Below are 16,264 nucleotides of genomic sequence, written 5' to 3' on the forward strand. Positions count from 1 at the left end.
CCATGACGGACAAACTCGTTCTCGCCTCCAAAAGCCCCTTCCGTTCGGCTTTGTTGAAAAATGCCGGCATAGAGTTTTCAACAGCAAGCGCGGATATCGATGAGCGGGCGGTGGAAGCCCCGCTTTATGAAACGGGCGCCACGCCGGAAGAAGTCGCACAGGTTCTGGCCGAGGCGAAGGCGCTCGATGTGAGCGAGAAGAACCCCGGCGCGGTGGTGATCGGCTGCGACCAGACATTGTCGCTCGGCGACGAGATTTTCCACAAGCCCGCAGATATGGAGGCGGCGCGCCGCCAGCTTCTGAAATTTTCCGGCAAGACCCACCAGTTGAACAGTGCTGTCGTGCTGGTGAAGGACGGCAAAACCCTGTGGCGTCACGTTTCGATTGCCCGCATGACCATGCGCGATCTCGATCCGGGTTTTGTCGGGCGTTATCTCGGTCGGGTGGGCGATGTCGCGCTTTCGAGCGTCGGCGCTTATCAGGTTGAAGGACCGGGCATTCAGCTTTTCGAGAAGATCGAAGGCGATTATTTCACGATTGTCGGTCTGCCGCTGCTACCGCTGCTGGCTGAACTGCGGAAGGAAAAACTGATCGATGGCTAAGAAGGCGTTTGTCACCGGCTTTCCGATAAAACATTCGCGGTCGCCGCTGATCCATGGTTTCTGGCTCCGGGAACTTGGGCTCGACGGTTCTTATGAGGCGATAGAAGTGAAGCCGGAGGATTTCGGCTCCTTTGCTTCGTCGCTTACCGAAAACGGTTTTGCCGGTGGCAATGTCACCATTCCGCACAAGGAAGCAGCCTATGCTGCCGTGGAAAGTCTGGATGAGGCCGCCAAAGCTATCGGCGCGGTCAATACGCTCTGGCTGGAAAATGGTAGGCTTCATGGCGGCAATACCGATGCCTATGGCTTTGCGGCCAATCTCGATGCATCGGCTCCCGGTTGGGACAATGCCGGCAATGCGCTTGTCCTGGGGGCCGGTGGCGCAAGCCGGGCAATTGTCCACGCGCTTTTGTCGCGCGGCTTTAAGAAAGTCGCCATCGTCAATCGTACGGTGAGCCGGGCGCAAGATCTTGCAGCCCATTTCGGACCACGAGTCTCGGCGCATGGCTGGGACGAGGCGCAAAAATTGGTCTTTGACGCCGGATTGATCGTCAACACGACATCGCTCGGCATGAGCGGCCATGACGAGCAGGAAATATTTCCGCTTGATCTTGGCAAGGCATCGCGAAAAGCAGTCGCGACCGACATTATTTATGTACCGCTCAAGACGCCATTTCTGAAAAAGGCCGAAGAAGCAGGTCTGGTGACAGTGGACGGTCTTGGCATGTTGCTGCATCAGGCTGTTCCGGGTTTCGAGCGCTGGTTTGGCAAAAGGCCGCAAGTGACGAAGGCACTGCGTGAGCATATTCTGGCAGACATGGCAAAGGCTGGCGCCCTATGATTGTGCTTGGACTAACCGGCTCCATCGGGATGGGAAAAACAACGGCGGCGAACATGTTCGCCGAAGCCGGTGTGCCGATCTATAGCGCCGACGATACCGTGCACCAGCTCTATTCCGGCCGTGCGGCGCCGCTGATCGAGGCTGCGTTTCCGGGCACAGTGGAAAACGGTGCGGTTAATCGGGAAAAACTTTCCGCTGCCGTCATCGGAAAGCCCGAAGCCCTGAAAAAACTGGAAGCCATCGTTCATCCGCTTGTGCGCGAGGAAGAGGAAGCCTTTCGCCGCAGCGCGGAAGAAACCGGCGCCGCTCTGGCGCTGATCGATATTCCGCTGCTTTTCGAAACCGGCGGCGACAAGCGTGTGGATAAGATCGTGGTTGTCTCCGCTCCTGCCGAGATACAGCGCATTCGTGTGCTTGCGCGACCGGGCATGACGGAAGAAAAGCTCGATGCCATTCTCGCGCGCCAGACGCCGGATGCGGAAAAACGCGCAAGAGCCGATTTCATCATCGATACAAGCGGGAGTTTCGACAATCTGCGTCGCCAGATTAACGAAATAGTCGCGGAATTAGGTGGAAAGTCGGCGGTCGCTACCGAATAATCGGCGGCAGCGTGCTATAGGTAGCAAAGTTATTTTCCGAGAGGTTCTTCAATGCGTGAAATCGTTTTCGATACGGAAACCACCGGCCTGGAAAGGCTTGAGGACCGTGTGATCGAAATCGGCGGCGTGGAACTGATCAACAAGTTTCCCACAGGCCGCACTTTCCATAAATACATCAACCCGCAGGGCCGCCAGGTTCATCCTGAAGCGCTTGCGGTGCATGGTATCAGCAACGAACAATTGCTGGACAAGCCGACATTCGCGGAAATTCTGGATGAGTTTCTCGAGTTTTTCGATGGCGCGAAGCTGGTGGCGCATAATGCCATGTTTGACCTTGGCTTCATCAATGCGGAATTGGCGAGGCTCAAACAGGCTGAAATCCAGTCGGAGCGTATCATCGATACATTGGCGCTTGCCCGCCGCAAGCATCCGATGGGACCGAATTCGCTCGATGCTCTCTGCAAGCGCTACGGCATCGAGAACGGACACCGTACCCTGCACGGCGCATTGCTCGATTCCGAGATTCTGGCTGAAGTCTATATCGAACTGATCGGCGGCAAGCAGACAGCGCTTGGGCTCAGCATGGGCGGTGCCGCAAGCGGCAACAATGCCGGAGAAAGCGGTGCTGCCATCGTTCTTGCCGCGCGCCCGAGGCCGCTTGCCCCACGCATTTCCGATGCGGAGCGTGCTGCCCACGCCGCACTTGTGGGCAAGCTGGGCGAAAAAGCCATCTGGAAAAAGTACTGAGTAAGTCTCAGAAGCGGATATGAAAAAGCCCGGTCGAAACCGGGCTTTTTCCGTCATCTTTTAAAACGATCAGCTCTTTACAGCGGACTTGGCCTGTTCTTCGGCCATGCGGCTCTGGAACATCTGCGCGAAATCGATCGGGTCGATCATCAGCGGCGGATAGCCACCGTTGCGCGTTGCGTCGGCAATGATCTGGCGCGCGAACGGGAACAGAAGACGCGGGCATTCGATGAACAGAAGCGGAAGCATATGCTCCTGCGGGATGCCCTGAATGCGGAACACGCCGCCATAGACGAGCTCGGTGTTGAAGAGAACGTCCTTGCCGTCAACAGCCTTGGCTTCCAGCGTCAGCACAACGTCGAAATCCGTTTCGGAAAGCGGATTGGCGTTTACGTTCACGTTGATGTTGATGGACGGTGCCTTCTCGCGCGGACGCAGCGACAGCGGCGCGCCCGGGCTTTCAAAGGACAGGTCCTTCACATATTGCGCCAGAATGTTGAGGGACGGCTCGGCCGTCGCGCCATTGCCGTTCTTTACTTCGCCCGCGGCCTTATCGCTCATTATCGGTATGCCTTCTATCGGTGATTAAAATTTTGGCCCCTCAAGCACAAACTGCGCACAGCTGTCCCGAAAGGTCGGAACGTTTGGCTAGCATGTGCGCGGGCATGAGGCAAGAAAGGCTTTTTAGGTTAGTATTTGCGCATTCAGTGATCTTTGCGGTCGTCTTTCCAAGGCGAGTTTTCGTTCGGCCTGGTGGTGTAATCCTCGGGATCGAGATCGATGACATGGTCCTGACGCGGATTTGGACCGGGGCGCTGCTGCCCATAGCCGTCCGAATAGCGCGCCGAGGTAGCAACGACCATGCGGCCGCGCATGAATTTTTCCCACATGAAATCGCGAATGAACGGAATGAACAGCAGAATGCCAATGGTGCTGCTCACAAAACCGGGCACGATCAGCAGGATTGCCGCCAGAACCAGCATGGCGCCATGCACCATTTCGCGATCCGGCACGCGCCCGGCAGCCGTTTCGGTACGGATACGCTGTAAAAGCCCGATGCCCTGCACGCGCAGCAGAAAGAAACCCAGCATTGCGCTCAGAATAACGAGGCCCAAGGTCGCGAAAACGCCGATCTTGCTGCCGACGATGACGAAACCGGCAATTTCGATGAAAGGCATCGCCAGCATGACGAGAGGGGCGAGAGAGGAGGACACGTAAGTTACGACCTTTGTTGTTTGGTTTCAGCGCTTCAGTTTAACCCGAATTGTAACTTTTTCAGGTTCGGAACGAAATTGAAACTGTCTGTCATGCAATATCAAATAGGTACGCATGATCGGGATTTGAATGATGACGTAAGCCGATCTATATGTATGAGATACAAATCAGGGATAGGGAAAGGCGAAATGCCTGATCCTTCAATCAGCGGCAGGCGGCATGGAATTTTTTGATTTTGGCACGATATTCTTCTTCATCGCAGCGGTGATAATCTTTCTCCAGCTGAGGAATGTTCTTGGCCGTCGTACCGGAAGTGAAAAACCGCCCTTCGATCCTTATAGCTCAGCCCGCAATGCCGATGCTGCACCGGCAAGCGGTGAGACGGATAATGTCGTCTCCCTGCCGCGTCGTCCGGGCGAAAAAGATTTCACAGCCATCGACAAGGCAGCGCCGGTCGGCACGCCGGTCAATGACGGTCTGCGCGCGATTTACGCTGCCGATCCTTCGTTCGATCCGGCCAGCTTTGTGGATGGCGTGAAGATCGCCTATGAAATGATCGTGATGTCCTTTGCCGATGGTGATCGCAAGGTTCTGAAAAATCTGCTTTCCAAGGATGTCTTTGAAGGGTTCGTCTCGGCAATCGACGAACGCGAAACCCGTGGCGAAAGCGTGCGCTCGTCCTTTGTCGGCATTGATAAGGCTGAAATTGCTGGCGCAGAGATGAAGGGGTCTGAAGCGCATGTGACGGTCAATATCGTCAGCCAGATGATTTCCTCCACCTTTGACAAGGACGGCAAGCTGATCGACGGCGATCCGGAAAATGTGCTCGAGATCAAGGATCTGTGGACCTTTGCCCGCGATACACGATCACGTGATCCAAATTGGAAGCTTGTCGCGACCGAGGCGGAAGACTAAGAGAAAGCATATGAATCGGGCCGCTGACCCAGCTCAGCGGCCTTTTTGTTTATATATAGCTAAACGGATGCGGCGATGAACGACTTGGCGAGGATTTTGCGCCCGGTGGCTTTTTCCGATTGTCCGGGCTGGTACCTGGACGATCAGTCCGCAGCGTTTGCTGCGTTTCGCCGTTCCGCCGATTATGCAGCACACCAGACATACAAAAGCGGCAGTCTCGGCATCCGTTTCGAAGCGCTGGAGCCGATCTTTGCCGCTGCGCGCAGTCTCGACAATCCGGGTGTGGAAGAAGCGCGTGCTTTCTTCGAACAGAATTTCATCCCTTGCCGGATCGTTCCCGATCAGGGAACAGGCTTTGTGACTGCATTCTATGAACCGGAGATCGAAGCCTCCCTTGAGGCCGACACCCGGTTCAATGTGCCCTTCCTGCGCCAGCCTGATGACCTCGTGAAAGTGACAGATGAAAGCCGTCCTATCGGCCTTGATCCATCCTTTGCCTTTGCGCGCCGGACGGAGAACGGCCTTGCCGAATATGACGATCGACAGACAATCGAACGGGGAAGTCTTTCCGGGCGTGGGCTGGAAATCGCTTTCGTTGCCGACCGGGTCGATGCCTTCTTCGCGCATGTGCAAGGTGCCGCGCGCCTGAAACTGCGTGATGGCGGGTTGCTGCGCATTACATATGCAGCCAAATCCGGCCATCCGTTTACGGGTATCGGTCGCATTCTGGTTGCCAATGGCGAAATTCCGGCTTCAGAAATTTCCATGCAGTCGGTCCGACGCTGGCTGGCCGAGCATCCAGACATGGCCGATGATCTCATCTGGCAAAACCGATCCTACATTTTCTTCCGGGAAGCTTCTGTGGACGACCCGGATGCCGGTCCGATTGCCGCTGCAAAAGTTCCGCTGACCGCCGGGCGTTCGCTTGCTGTCGACAAGTTGCTCCACACATTCGGAACGCCGATCCATGTCAGCGCACCCGATGTTACGGTCTTTGACGGCGAACCTTTTGCGCGCCTGATGATCGCGCAGGATACGGGAACGGCCATTGTCGGCCCTGCCCGCGGCGATCTGTTCGCTGGTTCAGGTGACACGGCAGGCGAGATCGCGGGCGGCGTGAAGGACGATGCAGACTTTTATGCGCTGGTGCCGCGCAGGCTTCTGGAGGCTTGAACGGAATGGCGCGCGACACCGACAAGCCGGAAAAAGACTATCTGCGGCCCGAAGACCGCATCCTGTGGGAGACGGTTGCGAAAACCGCAAAGCCGCTGATAAAGCCAAAGGCGAGTGAGGACGAACTTCCCGATTTCAAATCTCTGATGGCGGAAGAAGAAAAGCGCGCTGTGAAGCCGAAAGTTCAGCCTGCGGTGGAGGCGAGCAAACCGAAGAAGGGCCTGTCGGCGCTCAGAGAAATGCAGATTCAGTCACTCGACAAGCCGACGCATCGAAAGATCGCCAAAGGTCGTGTCGATATTGAAGCCCGCATCGATCTGCACGGTCTCACGCAGGGAGAGGCGCACGGCCTGCTCTATGGATTTCTGGTCAGCGCGCATGCACGCGGCCTGCGTCATGTCATGGTCATTACCGGAAAAGGGCGTTCATTCGGCAGCGAAGGGATTTTGCGACAGGCGGTGCCGCACTGGTTCTCCACACCGCTGTTCCGGCTTCTGGTGAGTGCCTATGAGGATGCGGCGCGTCATCATGGCGGGCATGGCGCCCTTTATGTAAGGCTTCGCCGCCAGACCCAAAACATGGCACAGCAGACCCTATTGCCTGGGGGGAGCAGACCGCGATGACGCCATTTGGAATACGCTTGCGCGAATTGCGGGAAGAACGCGGTGTGACGCAGAAGGATATGGCGGCAGCGCTTCGCGTTTCACCCGCCTATCTGTCCGCGCTGGAACATGGCCGGCGCGGCCAGCCGACCTGGGACCTGCTTCAGCGCATCATCACCTATTTCAATATCATCTGGGACGAGGCGGAAGAGTTGCAGAACCTTGCCGCCGTGTCGCATCCGCGTGTTGTAATCGATACGTCGGGCCTGTCGCCGCAAGCGACGGAACTCGCCAATCTTCTGGCGCGCAATATCCGCATCATCGACCGCGAGACGATCAGGCATCTGAGTGAGGAAATAGAGGCAGCGCGAAAGCGCCGCCGCGGTATCAAGTCTGTTCAAGTTGATTAGAGCGCATCCCGAAAACTGTGAAACGCCTACGCAGGGAAATCAGTCCACTGGACTGATTTCTGATCCTGCTTCGATCGGAAAAGATGTGCGTAAAAACAAATGATCAGATCGCAACGCGCTCTGGTGGATTGAATTTGACGTTTGATACCCGTCCGACATAAATCACGTTTCAAACGTCAAATTCGAAAAATCCACTAGATTCATAAAGTTACTAGTGGTATTTTTGCTTCCGACATCTGCTCAGCGCCCATATCCGAGGGATGCAAATGTCGGAAGCAGACCACTAAAAAAGCGCTTTCAGCTCATCGAGCTTCGAATTGACCAGCCAGCCATAGTAGTTTTCCTGCGGTAGCACAGGTTCCTGACCGTCCGCCTTTCGCTTGGCGTTTTCATTGGCCAGCGCTCGTGCGCGTGCTTCGGCGCCGCCCGTATTATAGAGCGTGGCAGTGAGGCCTGGATTCTTCGAAATGTCGAAGTCGGCGATCTGGCGGTAGGAGTTGATCGACTGTTTCAGCGTCGCCGCGATATAGGGCAGCGTCAGATCAGGATCCATGATCGTCTTGTAGACCACATTGCCGTCTTCTGCGTTCAGCTTGGGCAGACCGGAAACGCGGTTCACCATGTCGGACATCTGCAAGGCCGTCAGCGGATTGATCTGGCCAAGACCGAATGTCTGTCCGGCATAGAAGGGCTGGAAGAAGACCGCGCTGAAACGGTTGTTCGGATAGGCATTGCCGCCGACCGATTTGCCACGGAAGGTTTTGTTCCAGACATTTTCGCGGCAGGACCACAGCGAATAGCTGTCCTTGTGCTTCAGGCAGTCGGCAAATTCCGGCCGCTTGATGAACTGGCCGATGCTTTCGCCATTGTAGCCGAAACTCACGCCCTGGTTCACATAGGACATGGCCTTGACGTAATAGGTCTGGAGCCGGTCATAGACGTCGACATTATAGGTATGCTCGCCGACGATCGCGCCGACAATATGAATAGGATCGATGCCATAGGCTGCTGCCGTCGAGCGGATCTTGGAGCGCAGCGAGGCATCCTTCTTCAGGAGAGTGTAAATCTTCTGATATTTCTTCTCGTAAGTCGTGCTCAGTTCACGCGTGCGCTTGGCGGATGCGCCTGGAATCGGCGGCTGTTCCGCATTGCGGTTGCCCGGAGGCACGACCGTTGCCGCATAGGCGCTCTGGCAGGCAAGGCTGATAGCCAGGGCAAGTCCAACAAAAATGCGTCGCGGCTTTGCGCCCATTATTCTGATCATTGTAGGGGAATGGTCCTGCTATGGTGAATATTCGGTAAAAGTTGCGGGGAAAATAAAAAACCCCCCGATGCAAGTCGAGGGGTTTTTGCAGTATTTGCGAAAGTGAATTCGCGCCGTGGCTTTATGGCCACTTTTAGAGAATGAAGCGCGACAGATCGGTGTTCTTGGCAAGGCTGCCGATCTTGTCTTTTACATAGGCCGCGTCGATGACGAAAGTTGCACCGGTCTTATCGGGCGCGGTGTATGAAATTTCATCGAGAACGCGTTCCATTACCGTCTGCAACCGACGCGCACCGATATTTTCAACCGACGCATTCAGATCGACAGCAATATCGGCCAGAGCGTCGATGGCGTCATCGGTGATTTCGAGCTTCACCTCTTCCGTTTCCATCAGGGCGATATACTGCTTGATCAGGCTTGCCTCGGTCTCCGTCAGGATGCGGCGGAAGTCTTCACGCGTCAGCGCATTGAGCTCCACACGGATCGGCAGACGGCCCTGCAGTTCCGGCAGAAGATCGGACGGCTTGGATACGTGGAACGCACCCGATGCGATGAACAGCACGTGATCGGTCTTCACCGGCCCGTATTTGGTCGCAACCGTGGTGCCTTCGACCAGCGGCAGCAGATCGCGCTGCACGCCTTCGCGCGACACGCCGGCACCCATGCCGCCTTCCCGCGATGCGATCTTGTCGATCTCGTCGATGAACACGATGCCTTCGTCTTCGGTGACGCGGAGCGCTTCCTGAACGATCTGGTCCTGATCCAGAAGCTTGTCGGATTCATCGTTGATCAGGATCGGGTAGGAATCCTTGACCGTGGTCTTGCGCGTCTTGGTGCGCCCGCCCATGGCCTTGCCCAGCATGTCGGACAGGTTCATGACGCCGATATTGGCGCCCGGCATGCCCGGAATTTCAAAGCTCGGGCCGGAACCGGTATCGGCAACCTCGATTTCGATTTCCTTGTCGTCCATTTCGCCATTGCGCAATTTCTTGCGGAAGCTGTCGCGCGTGGCGGGGCTTGCGGTCTTGCCGACCAGCGCATCCAGCACGCGTTCCTCGGCATTGAGATGCGCCTTGGCCTTCACATCGTCGCGGCGTTTTTCACGGACGAGCGTGATGGCAACTTCGACAAGATCGCGGACGATCTGCTCAACGTCGCGGCCGACATAGCCGACTTCGGTGAACTTGGTCGCTTCCACCTTGACGAAAGGTGCGCCGGCCAGCTTTGCGAGGCGACGTGAAATTTCCGTCTTGCCGACGCCGGTCGGTCCGATCATCAGGATGTTCTTCGGCATCACCTCTTCGCGCATCTGGCCTTCGAGCTGCTGGCGGCGCCAGCGATTGCGAAGGGCGATAGCGACCGCGCGCTTGGCGTCGTTCTGGCCGATGATGAAGCGGTCGAGTTCGGAGACGATTTCACGGGGAGAGAAATTACTCATAATTATAACCCACTTTGCCACTGCTTGATGAACTCGAACGGATGCAGCAGCATGATCACGTTGAGCGTAAGATTGTCGCGAATGACGATCAGCGCCAGAACTTCAAAGAACAGCGCGATGGCGACAGTTATTTTTGTCGGTAGTTTGGCTGCGATCAGAAAGCCGATCATGGCGGCAACCGTGTCGGAGACCGAATTCACGATGCTGTCGCCGAAATAGTCCACAGAGGACGTGTTGGCGCGATAGCGTTCGATGATGAAATTCGAATTCTCGACCAGTTCCCACGCGGCTTCGATGCCGACCGCAGCAGCAAGTCTCAAGCCGAGCGGGGCTTTGGGTGCGATGATCGTGAGCAGCCAGTAGAACAGGAAGCCATGGATGATGTGCGACAGCGTATACCAGTCGGATATATGCTGCGAGTTTTCAGTCATCAGCGAACCGGACCATAATTTTATGGTTCCGCATTCGCACATGGCGATCCGCCCGTCGAAGTAAAGCCAGGAGGCTTGGACCGCGAGTATGGCAAGAACGATCAGGGCACCCAGGCCCCAGCGTTGCGCACTCGGTTTTGAGGCCTGCGCGAGCGAGCTCATTCTGCGTCCAGGCTTTCCACAATGATATTGTGGTTGGTGTAGATGCAGATATCGGCGGCGATATCCATCGCCTTGCGGGCGATTTCCTCGGCTGACTTGTCGGTGTCGACCAGCGCGCGGGCGGCGGCCAGCGCATAATTGCCGCCCGAACCGATGGCCATCACGCCATGTTCAGGTTCAAGCACATCGCCGGTGCCGGTCAGCGCCAGCGTGACCTTGCTGTCGGCAACCAGCATCATGGCTTCCAGCTTGCGCAAGTAGCGATCGGTGCGCCAGTCCTTGGCAAGTTCGACCGAAGCACGCATGAGCTGGTCGGGATATTGTTCCAGCTTCGCTTCGAGGCGTTCCAGAAGGGTGAAGGCGTCGGCGGTGGCTCCGGCGAAACCGGCAATCACATTGCCCTTGCCGATGCGGCGAACCTTTCGCGCATTGCCCTTCATGACGGTATTGCCGAGCGAAACCTGTCCGTCACCGGCAATGACGACCTTGCCGTCCTTGCGCACGGTGACGATGGTCGTGCCGTAAATTGTCGTGGGATGATGTTCGATCATGGATGCTCCTTTGGCGGCACATGCAATCCCGGAAGGCAATTGCAGGCGCCCCTTCATCTGTTAGGGAAACAGGCTCCGTCAGCCATTGGCGGATGAATCGTGCTTCGCTGAGAATATTTAAGAACGTACGGACGAATTGCAAATACCGAATTGCAGCTTGCCAAACCGGCAAAAGGAATTGGCAAAGGGAGCAAGCTGTTCTAGAACGCCTCCAAGCTATTGAATGAGGAAAGCTTATGACTGCAGAAAGCACCCGCAAGGCAAGCATCGAGCGCTCGACCAAGGAAACGAGCATTGCCGTTTCCGTCGATCTGGACGGCGTTGGCAAGTTCGACATCACCACCGGTGTCGGCTTCTTCGATCACATGCTGGAGCAGCTTTCCCGACATTCGCTCATCGATATGCGGGTCATGGCCAAGGGCGACCTGCATATCGACGATCATCACACGGTCGAGGATACGGGCATTGCGCTCGGTCAGGCCATTGCCAAGGCGCTTGGCGAGCGCCGCGGTATCGTGCGCTATGCCTCGATGGACCTTGCCATGGACGACACGCTGACCGGCGCTGCCGTCGATGTATCGGGACGCGCCTTTCTGGTCTGGAACGTCAATTTCACAACGTCCAAGATCGGCACGTTCGATACCGAGCTGGTGCGTGAGTTCTTCCAGGCTTTCGCCATGAACGCAGGCATAACGCTCCATATCAACAATCATTATGGTGCCAACAACCACCATATTGCGGAGTCGATCTTCAAGGCGGTTGCCAGGGTTCTGCGCACGGCGCTTGAAACCGATGAACGCCAGAAGGATGCAATCCCCTCCACCAAGGGTTCGTTGAAGGGATAGGTCCCGAACGAAAGGACAGGTCATGGCGCAATATGTCGTGCTGGAACCGAGGGATAGTAAAGCAATTTCAGGAAAAGCGGACACCGGTTTTCCGTCCGAAATTGCGACTGAAAAAAGCGCTGAAAAGGCAATTTTCGTGCGCGACGGATTCCATGTTCTGGCGCTGGTCCTTCCCTTCGTCTGGCTTCTGACCCAGCGTCTCTGGTTCGAAGCTTTTGCCGTTATGGGCATTTCGATCCTGCTGGGACTTGCCGGAGCCTGGTTCGGCATCGTCGATGCGGTTCCGCTTCTGACCTTGCTGGTATCGCTGTTCGTGGCGCTGGAAGGCGTCAACTGGAAGATAGCCAAGCTCAGGCGCCAGGGTTTTGTCGAAACAGCGGTCATCGATGCATCCGATCTGGAAGAAGCCGAGATCCGCTATTTCTACGGCCTCGAAGATGCGGCCCGGCCAGCAATCTCTCTTGCGGACAAGCCTGCGCCGGAATGGGCACAGCAGCCCCCTCGTCCCGCCTATTCCTCATTTGGCTCGACAATCGGGTTTGTCGGCCATCGCGGAGAAAACTGAAAATGCGTGTTGCAATCATCGATTACGGCTCCGGCAATCTGCGCTCGGCCACCAAGGCTTTTGAGCGTGCTGCGCATGAGAGCGGCATCGCGGCAGAAATAGAACTGACGGCGGATGCCGACCGCGTGGCGACGGCTGACCGCATCGTGCTTCCGGGCGTTGGCGCCTATGCGGATTGCCGTCGCGGCCTCCATGCCGTTCCGGGCATGGTGGAAGCACTGGAAGAAGTGGTTCTGAAGAAGGCACATCCCTTCCTTGGTATCTGCGTCGGCATGCAGCTCATGTCTGAGCGCGGACTTGAAAAGGAAGTGACCGAGGGTCTTGGCTGGATCGCGGGCGATGTGCGTGAAATGACGCCGTCCGATCCTTCGCTGAAAATTCCGCAGATCGGCTGGAACAGGATTCACGTGAAACATTCTCACCCGATCTTTGACGGTATCGAGACCGGCGAGAACGGATTGCATGCCTATTTCGTGCATTCCTATATGTTCGATGCGAAGAACAAGGCTGACGTGCTGGCTGTGACCGATTACGGCGGCGACGTCACTGCAACGGTCGGTCGCGACAATATGGTGGGCACGCAGTTCCATCCTGAAAAGAGCCAGCTTCTCGGCCTTTCGCTCATTGCCAATTTCCTGAAATGGAAGCCCTGACATTATGATCCTTTTTCCCGCCATCGATTTGAAAGACGGTCAATGCGTGCGCCTGAAGCTTGGCGACATGGATCAGGCCACCGTTTACAACGAAGACCCGGCAGCACAGGCCAAAGCCTTCGAGGATCAGGGCTTTGAATGGCTGCATGTGGTCGATCTCAACGGAGCCTTTGCCGGCGAAAGCGTCAACGGCAAGGCTGTGGAAGCGATCCTGAAAGCCACCAAAAATCCGGTGCAGCTCGGCGGCGGCATCCGCACGCTCCAGCATATCGAGAACTGGCTTTCCAAGGGATTGCGTCGCGTTATCCTTGGTACGGTCGCCGTGCGCGATCCGGCACTGGTGATCGAAGCCTGCAAGGCATTTCCGGGTCAGGTTGCCGTCGGCATCGATGCCAAGGGCGGCTATGTCGCGGTTGAAGGCTGGGCCGAGGCTTCCGAGCTTGGCGTGGTGGAACTGGCGAAAAAATTTGAAGGTGCTGGTGTTGCCGCCATCATCTATACCGACATTGACCGCGACGGCGTACTGGCTGGCATCAACTGGGATTCGACGCTCGGCCTCGCAGATAGCGTTTCCATCCCGGTGATCGCATCGGGCGGCCTCGCCTCGATGGATGACATCAAACGTCTTGCCGCTCCTGATGCCCGCAAGCTGGAAGGCGCGATTTCCGGTCGCGCGCTTTACGATGGCCGCATCGATCCGGCGGAAGCCTTGTCTGTACTGAGGGCCACAGCATGACCTTGAAAGCACGCGTAATTCCTTGCCTGGACGTTAAAGACGGCCGCTCCCGCCTGCCCGCAGCGAACAGTCCGGCAAAGGCCGGACCGCGAGGACAGGCAAAACTGAAAAGAGACGCGGCAGATCGAGGACAACCATGCTGAAAGCAAGAGTGATACCGTGCCTCGATGTGAAAGACGGACGCGTCGTCAAGGGCGTGAACTTCGTCGATCTGATCGATGCGGGTGATCCGGTGGAAGCTGCCCGCGCCTATGATGCGGCGGGCGCAGACGAACTGTGCTTCCTCGACATCACGGCGTCTTCGGACAATCGCGAGACAATTTTCGATGTGGTGGCCCGGACGGCAGAACAGTGCTTCATGCCGCTGACGGTTGGCGGCGGCGTGCGACAGGTCGCTGACATTCGCAAGCTGCTTCTGGCTGGTGCTGACAAGGTTTCCATCAATACGGCTGCGGTGAAGAACCCGGAATTTGTCGCCGAAGCTGCTGACAAATTCGGTGACCAGTGCATCGTGGTTGCCATCGACGCCAAGAAGGTTTCGGGTGAAGGCGAAGCCGACCGTTGGGAAATCTTCACCCATGGCGGTCGCCAGACGACAGGCATCGATGCGGTAGAATTTGCGCAGAAGGTGGTGAGCCTTGGTGCCGGTGAAATCTTGCTGACCTCGATGGATCGTGATGGCACCAAGGCCGGCTATGATGTGGCACTGACGCGGGCTGTTGCTGACAGCGTGCGCGTTCCGGTGATTGCATCGGGCGGTGTCGGCAATCTGGATCACATGGTTGCGGGCATTCGCGACGGTCACGCAACGGCGGTTCTCGCCGCTTCGATTTTCCACTTCGGCACCTATACGATTGGCGAGGCCAAGCGCTATATGGCCGAGGCTGGCATCCCGATGCGGCTCGATCCGGTCCGTTGAGAATACAGCGTGTCGCGGAAAAGTGGGAACCGTCTTCGCGGGGAAATCAGTCCACTGGACTGTTTTCTGATCCCGCTACGGTCCGATAACGACATGCACAGAAATCTGAAGGAAATCCGATGACTGAGTTCACACTTTCCGACCTTGAACGCATCGTCGCGGAGCGTGCCAGCGTGACGGACGGTTCGTCCTATACGGCAAGTCTGGTGGCAAAAGGCCAGACACGGGCCGCCAAAAAGCTTGGTGAAGAAGCTGTGGAAACGGTCATTGCCGCAGTGGAAGGCAACCGTGCGGAAGTGGTCACCGAAAGCGCTGATTTGCTTTATCATCTGCTGGTGGTTCTCAAGGTTGCGGACGTGCCGCTCAATGAGGTTCTTGCAGAGTTGCAACGCCGCACGGCGCAGACCGGCCTTGAAGAAAAAGCCGGTCGTCCGAAAGCCTAAATGCAAATAGGATCGGAAGCTGCTAGTGCAGAATTGGCGTTGAGGGAGAGCAGCGACAATATGTGGGAAAAAGTGGATCAGCTAACGCCGTCGCGTTACTCGCCTTACCGTTTCTTTTCGGCTGAGGAATGGGCGGGATTTCGCGCCGACACGCCGCTCACTTTGACGTATGATGAGGTCAAGCGACTGCGCTCGCTGGGCGATCCCATCGATCTCGACGAGGTACGGCGCATCTATCTGTCGCTGTCGCGATTGCTGTCGGCGCATGTGGAGGCAAGCCAGCTTCTGTTCGAGCAGCGCAAGCAGTTCCTCAACATGGAAGAGTCGTTCAAGACGCCTTTCATCATCGGCATTGCCGGTTCGGTTGCGGTTGGGAAATCCACGACTGCGCGTATCCTGAAAGAGCTTCTGGCACGCTGGCCATCGAGCCCGAAGGTCGATCTCGTGACGACCGACGGTTTTCTCTACCCCAATGCGGTCCTGCGCGAGCAGAACATGATGGAGCGCAAGGGCTTTCCCGAAAGCTACGATGTCGGTGCGGTCTTGCGCTTTCTGTCAGCGATCAAGGCAGGCATGAGCCAGGTGCGAGCGCCGCTCTATTCGCACTTAAGCTACGACGTCTTGCCGGGCGAATATCAGATCGTCGACAAGCCGGATATTCTGATCTTTGAAGGCATCAATGTACTGCAGGTGCGCGATCTGCCGGAAGACGGCAAGATGGTGCCCTTCGTCTCCGATTTCTTCGACTTCTCGATCTATATCGACGCGGAATCGCAGCTGATTCACAAATGGTACATCGACCGCTTCATGCGGCTGCGGGAGACGGCTTTCGTCAATCCGGAATCCTTCTTCCATCGCTATTCGCAGCTTTCGGAAGATGCGGCGCGTTCGATTGGCGAAGGGCTGTGGAACAATATCAACCTGAAGAATCTCAAGGATAATATCCTGCCGACGCGCCCGCGCGCCGATCTGATCTTGCGCAAGGGCAGCGATCATTTGATCGAGGAAGTGGCCCTGAGAAAAATCTAGAGCATTTCCAGCAAAAGTGCGAAGCGTCTACGCGGGGAAATCAGTTCACTGGACTGATTTCTATCCCGGCTCGATGCGTAGGATAATGCGACGAAACAAGTACTTAGATATGAAGAAGGGCCGG

General features: G+C 56.6%; 21 protein-coding genes. 15 read left to right on the plus strand and 6 right to left on the minus strand.

All coding sequences use genetic code 11. The features are described from left to right. The first annotated feature begins 2 nt into the window (after positions 1-2). Genes F9K91_RS12610 through dnaQ form a run of 4 tightly spaced genes read left to right on the plus strand, consistent with a single transcriptional unit; the run spans position 3 to position 2,789 of the window. Positions 3-602 (plus strand): Maf-like protein, encoded by a 600-nt coding sequence (locus tag F9K91_RS12610; RefSeq protein WP_151645581.1) that lies wholly within the window; start codon positions 3-5, stop codon positions 600-602. After that, positions 595-1,443 carry a shikimate dehydrogenase gene (locus tag F9K91_RS12615; RefSeq protein ID WP_151677911.1) on the plus strand — a complete coding sequence of 283 codons (849 nt, stop codon included), beginning with the start codon at positions 595-597 and terminating at the stop codon, positions 1,441-1,443. The genes F9K91_RS12610 and F9K91_RS12615 overlap by 8 nt, the downstream gene beginning before the upstream one ends. Then, positions 1,440-2,042, plus strand: coding sequence for a dephospho-CoA kinase (coaE, locus tag F9K91_RS12620; protein ID WP_151677912.1), 603 nt, complete (start codon positions 1,440-1,442; stop codon positions 2,040-2,042). Before F9K91_RS12615 ends, coaE begins: the two co-directional genes overlap by 4 nt. A gap of 51 nt (positions 2,043-2,093) precedes the next feature. Then, a complete protein-coding gene (gene dnaQ, locus F9K91_RS12625; protein ID WP_061344595.1) occupies positions 2,094-2,789 on the plus strand; it encodes a DNA polymerase III subunit epsilon in 696 nt (231 codons plus the stop codon). 69 nt (positions 2,790-2,858) lie between these two features. Here the strand turns inward: dnaQ and secB are convergent, their stop codons facing one another. Together secB and F9K91_RS12635 are read right to left on the minus strand one after the other, a co-directional pair. Then, a complete protein-coding gene (secB, locus tag F9K91_RS12630) occupies positions 2,859-3,350 on the minus strand; it encodes a protein-export chaperone SecB (protein ID WP_006468052.1) in 492 nt (163 codons plus the stop codon). A 143-nt stretch (positions 3,351-3,493) separates the two neighbouring features. Beyond that, entirely contained in the window at positions 3,494-4,003 is a 510-nt protein-coding gene (locus F9K91_RS12635; RefSeq protein WP_151555223.1) for an FxsA family protein, read from the minus strand. Between the two features lie 220 nt (positions 4,004-4,223). Here F9K91_RS12635 and F9K91_RS12645 point away from each other — a divergent pair, with 220 nt between their 5' ends. The 4 genes from F9K91_RS12645 to F9K91_RS12660 all read left to right on the plus strand — a co-directional run bounded on the left by F9K91_RS12645 (position 4,224) and on the right by F9K91_RS12660 (position 7,104). Next, positions 4,224-4,919 (plus strand): Tim44/TimA family putative adaptor protein, encoded by a 696-nt coding sequence (locus tag F9K91_RS12645; RefSeq protein WP_061344597.1) that lies wholly within the window; start codon positions 4,224-4,226, stop codon positions 4,917-4,919. 75 nt (positions 4,920-4,994) lie between these two features. Further along, the gene (mltA, locus tag F9K91_RS12650) at positions 4,995-6,092 is read left to right on the plus strand and encodes a murein transglycosylase A (RefSeq protein ID WP_151677914.1); all 1,098 of its coding nucleotides are present in this window, start codon (positions 4,995-4,997) and stop codon (positions 6,090-6,092) included. A gap of 5 nt (positions 6,093-6,097) precedes the next feature. Then, positions 6,098-6,715, plus strand: coding sequence for a Smr/MutS family protein (locus F9K91_RS12655; protein WP_151555226.1), 618 nt, complete (start codon positions 6,098-6,100; stop codon positions 6,713-6,715). Next, positions 6,712-7,104 carry a helix-turn-helix domain-containing protein gene (locus F9K91_RS12660; RefSeq protein ID WP_151555227.1) on the plus strand — a complete coding sequence of 131 codons (393 nt, stop codon included), beginning with the start codon at positions 6,712-6,714 and terminating at the stop codon, positions 7,102-7,104. The genes F9K91_RS12655 and F9K91_RS12660 overlap by 4 nt, the downstream gene beginning before the upstream one ends. Positions 7,105-7,387: 283 nt before the next feature. Here F9K91_RS12660 and F9K91_RS12665 read toward each other — a convergent pair whose 3' ends face one another. From F9K91_RS12665 to hslV, 4 genes are all read right to left on the minus strand, one after another. Next, on the minus strand, positions 7,388-8,368 hold the full coding sequence (locus F9K91_RS12665) for a DUF1402 family protein (protein ID WP_235813449.1): 981 nt from the start codon (positions 8,366-8,368) through the stop codon (positions 7,388-7,390). A 133-nt stretch (positions 8,369-8,501) separates the two neighbouring features. Further along, a complete protein-coding gene (gene hslU, locus F9K91_RS12670; RefSeq protein WP_061344601.1) occupies positions 8,502-9,806 on the minus strand; it encodes an ATP-dependent protease ATPase subunit HslU in 1,305 nt (434 codons plus the stop codon). Between the two features lie 2 nt (positions 9,807-9,808). Further along, a complete protein-coding gene (locus F9K91_RS12675) occupies positions 9,809-10,399 on the minus strand; it encodes a DUF2585 domain-containing protein (RefSeq protein WP_151677915.1) in 591 nt (196 codons plus the stop codon). Continuing rightward, positions 10,396-10,950 carry an ATP-dependent protease subunit HslV gene (gene hslV, locus F9K91_RS12680; protein WP_061344603.1) on the minus strand — a complete coding sequence of 185 codons (555 nt, stop codon included), beginning with the start codon at positions 10,948-10,950 and terminating at the stop codon, positions 10,396-10,398. Before hslV ends, F9K91_RS12675 begins: the two co-directional genes overlap by 4 nt. 236 nt (positions 10,951-11,186) lie before the next feature. On the opposite strand from hslV, the gene hisB reads away from it, so the two are divergent. The 7 genes from hisB (at position 11,187) to coaA (ending at position 16,140) form a co-directional block, all read left to right on the plus strand. Then, complete coding sequence (gene hisB / locus F9K91_RS12685; RefSeq protein ID WP_061344604.1) at positions 11,187-11,795, plus strand: imidazoleglycerol-phosphate dehydratase HisB; 609 nt, start codon at positions 11,187-11,189, stop codon at positions 11,793-11,795. Between the two features lie 22 nt (positions 11,796-11,817). Then, on the plus strand, positions 11,818-12,360 hold the full coding sequence (locus F9K91_RS12690) for a DUF2628 domain-containing protein (RefSeq protein ID WP_151677916.1): 543 nt from the start codon (positions 11,818-11,820) through the stop codon (positions 12,358-12,360). A gap of 2 nt (positions 12,361-12,362) precedes the next feature. Next, on the plus strand, positions 12,363-13,013 hold the full coding sequence (gene hisH, locus F9K91_RS12695; RefSeq protein ID WP_151677917.1) for an imidazole glycerol phosphate synthase subunit HisH: 651 nt from the start codon (positions 12,363-12,365) through the stop codon (positions 13,011-13,013). 4 nt (positions 13,014-13,017) lie between these two features. Further along, positions 13,018-13,749, plus strand: a complete 732-nt coding sequence (gene hisA, locus F9K91_RS12700; protein ID WP_061344607.1) for a 1-(5-phosphoribosyl)-5-[(5-phosphoribosylamino)methylideneamino]imidazole-4-carboxamide isomerase — start codon at positions 13,018-13,020, stop codon at positions 13,747-13,749. A 136-nt stretch (positions 13,750-13,885) separates the two neighbouring features. Next, complete coding sequence (gene hisF, locus F9K91_RS12705) at positions 13,886-14,668, plus strand: imidazole glycerol phosphate synthase subunit HisF (RefSeq protein WP_113474287.1); 783 nt, start codon at positions 13,886-13,888, stop codon at positions 14,666-14,668. Positions 14,669-14,787: 119 nt separating this feature from the next. Then, a complete protein-coding gene (locus F9K91_RS12710; protein ID WP_061344609.1) occupies positions 14,788-15,111 on the plus strand; it encodes a phosphoribosyl-ATP diphosphatase in 324 nt (107 codons plus the stop codon). Positions 15,112-15,171: 60 nt separating this feature from the next. After that, positions 15,172-16,140, plus strand: a complete 969-nt coding sequence (gene coaA / locus F9K91_RS12715; RefSeq protein WP_010657674.1) for a type I pantothenate kinase — start codon at positions 15,172-15,174, stop codon at positions 16,138-16,140. Positions 16,141-16,264 lie beyond the last annotated feature (124 nt).

Source organism: Brucella tritici (genome assembly GCF_008932295.1).
Taxonomy (GTDB): Bacteria; Pseudomonadota; Alphaproteobacteria; order Rhizobiales; family Rhizobiaceae; genus Brucella; species Brucella tritici.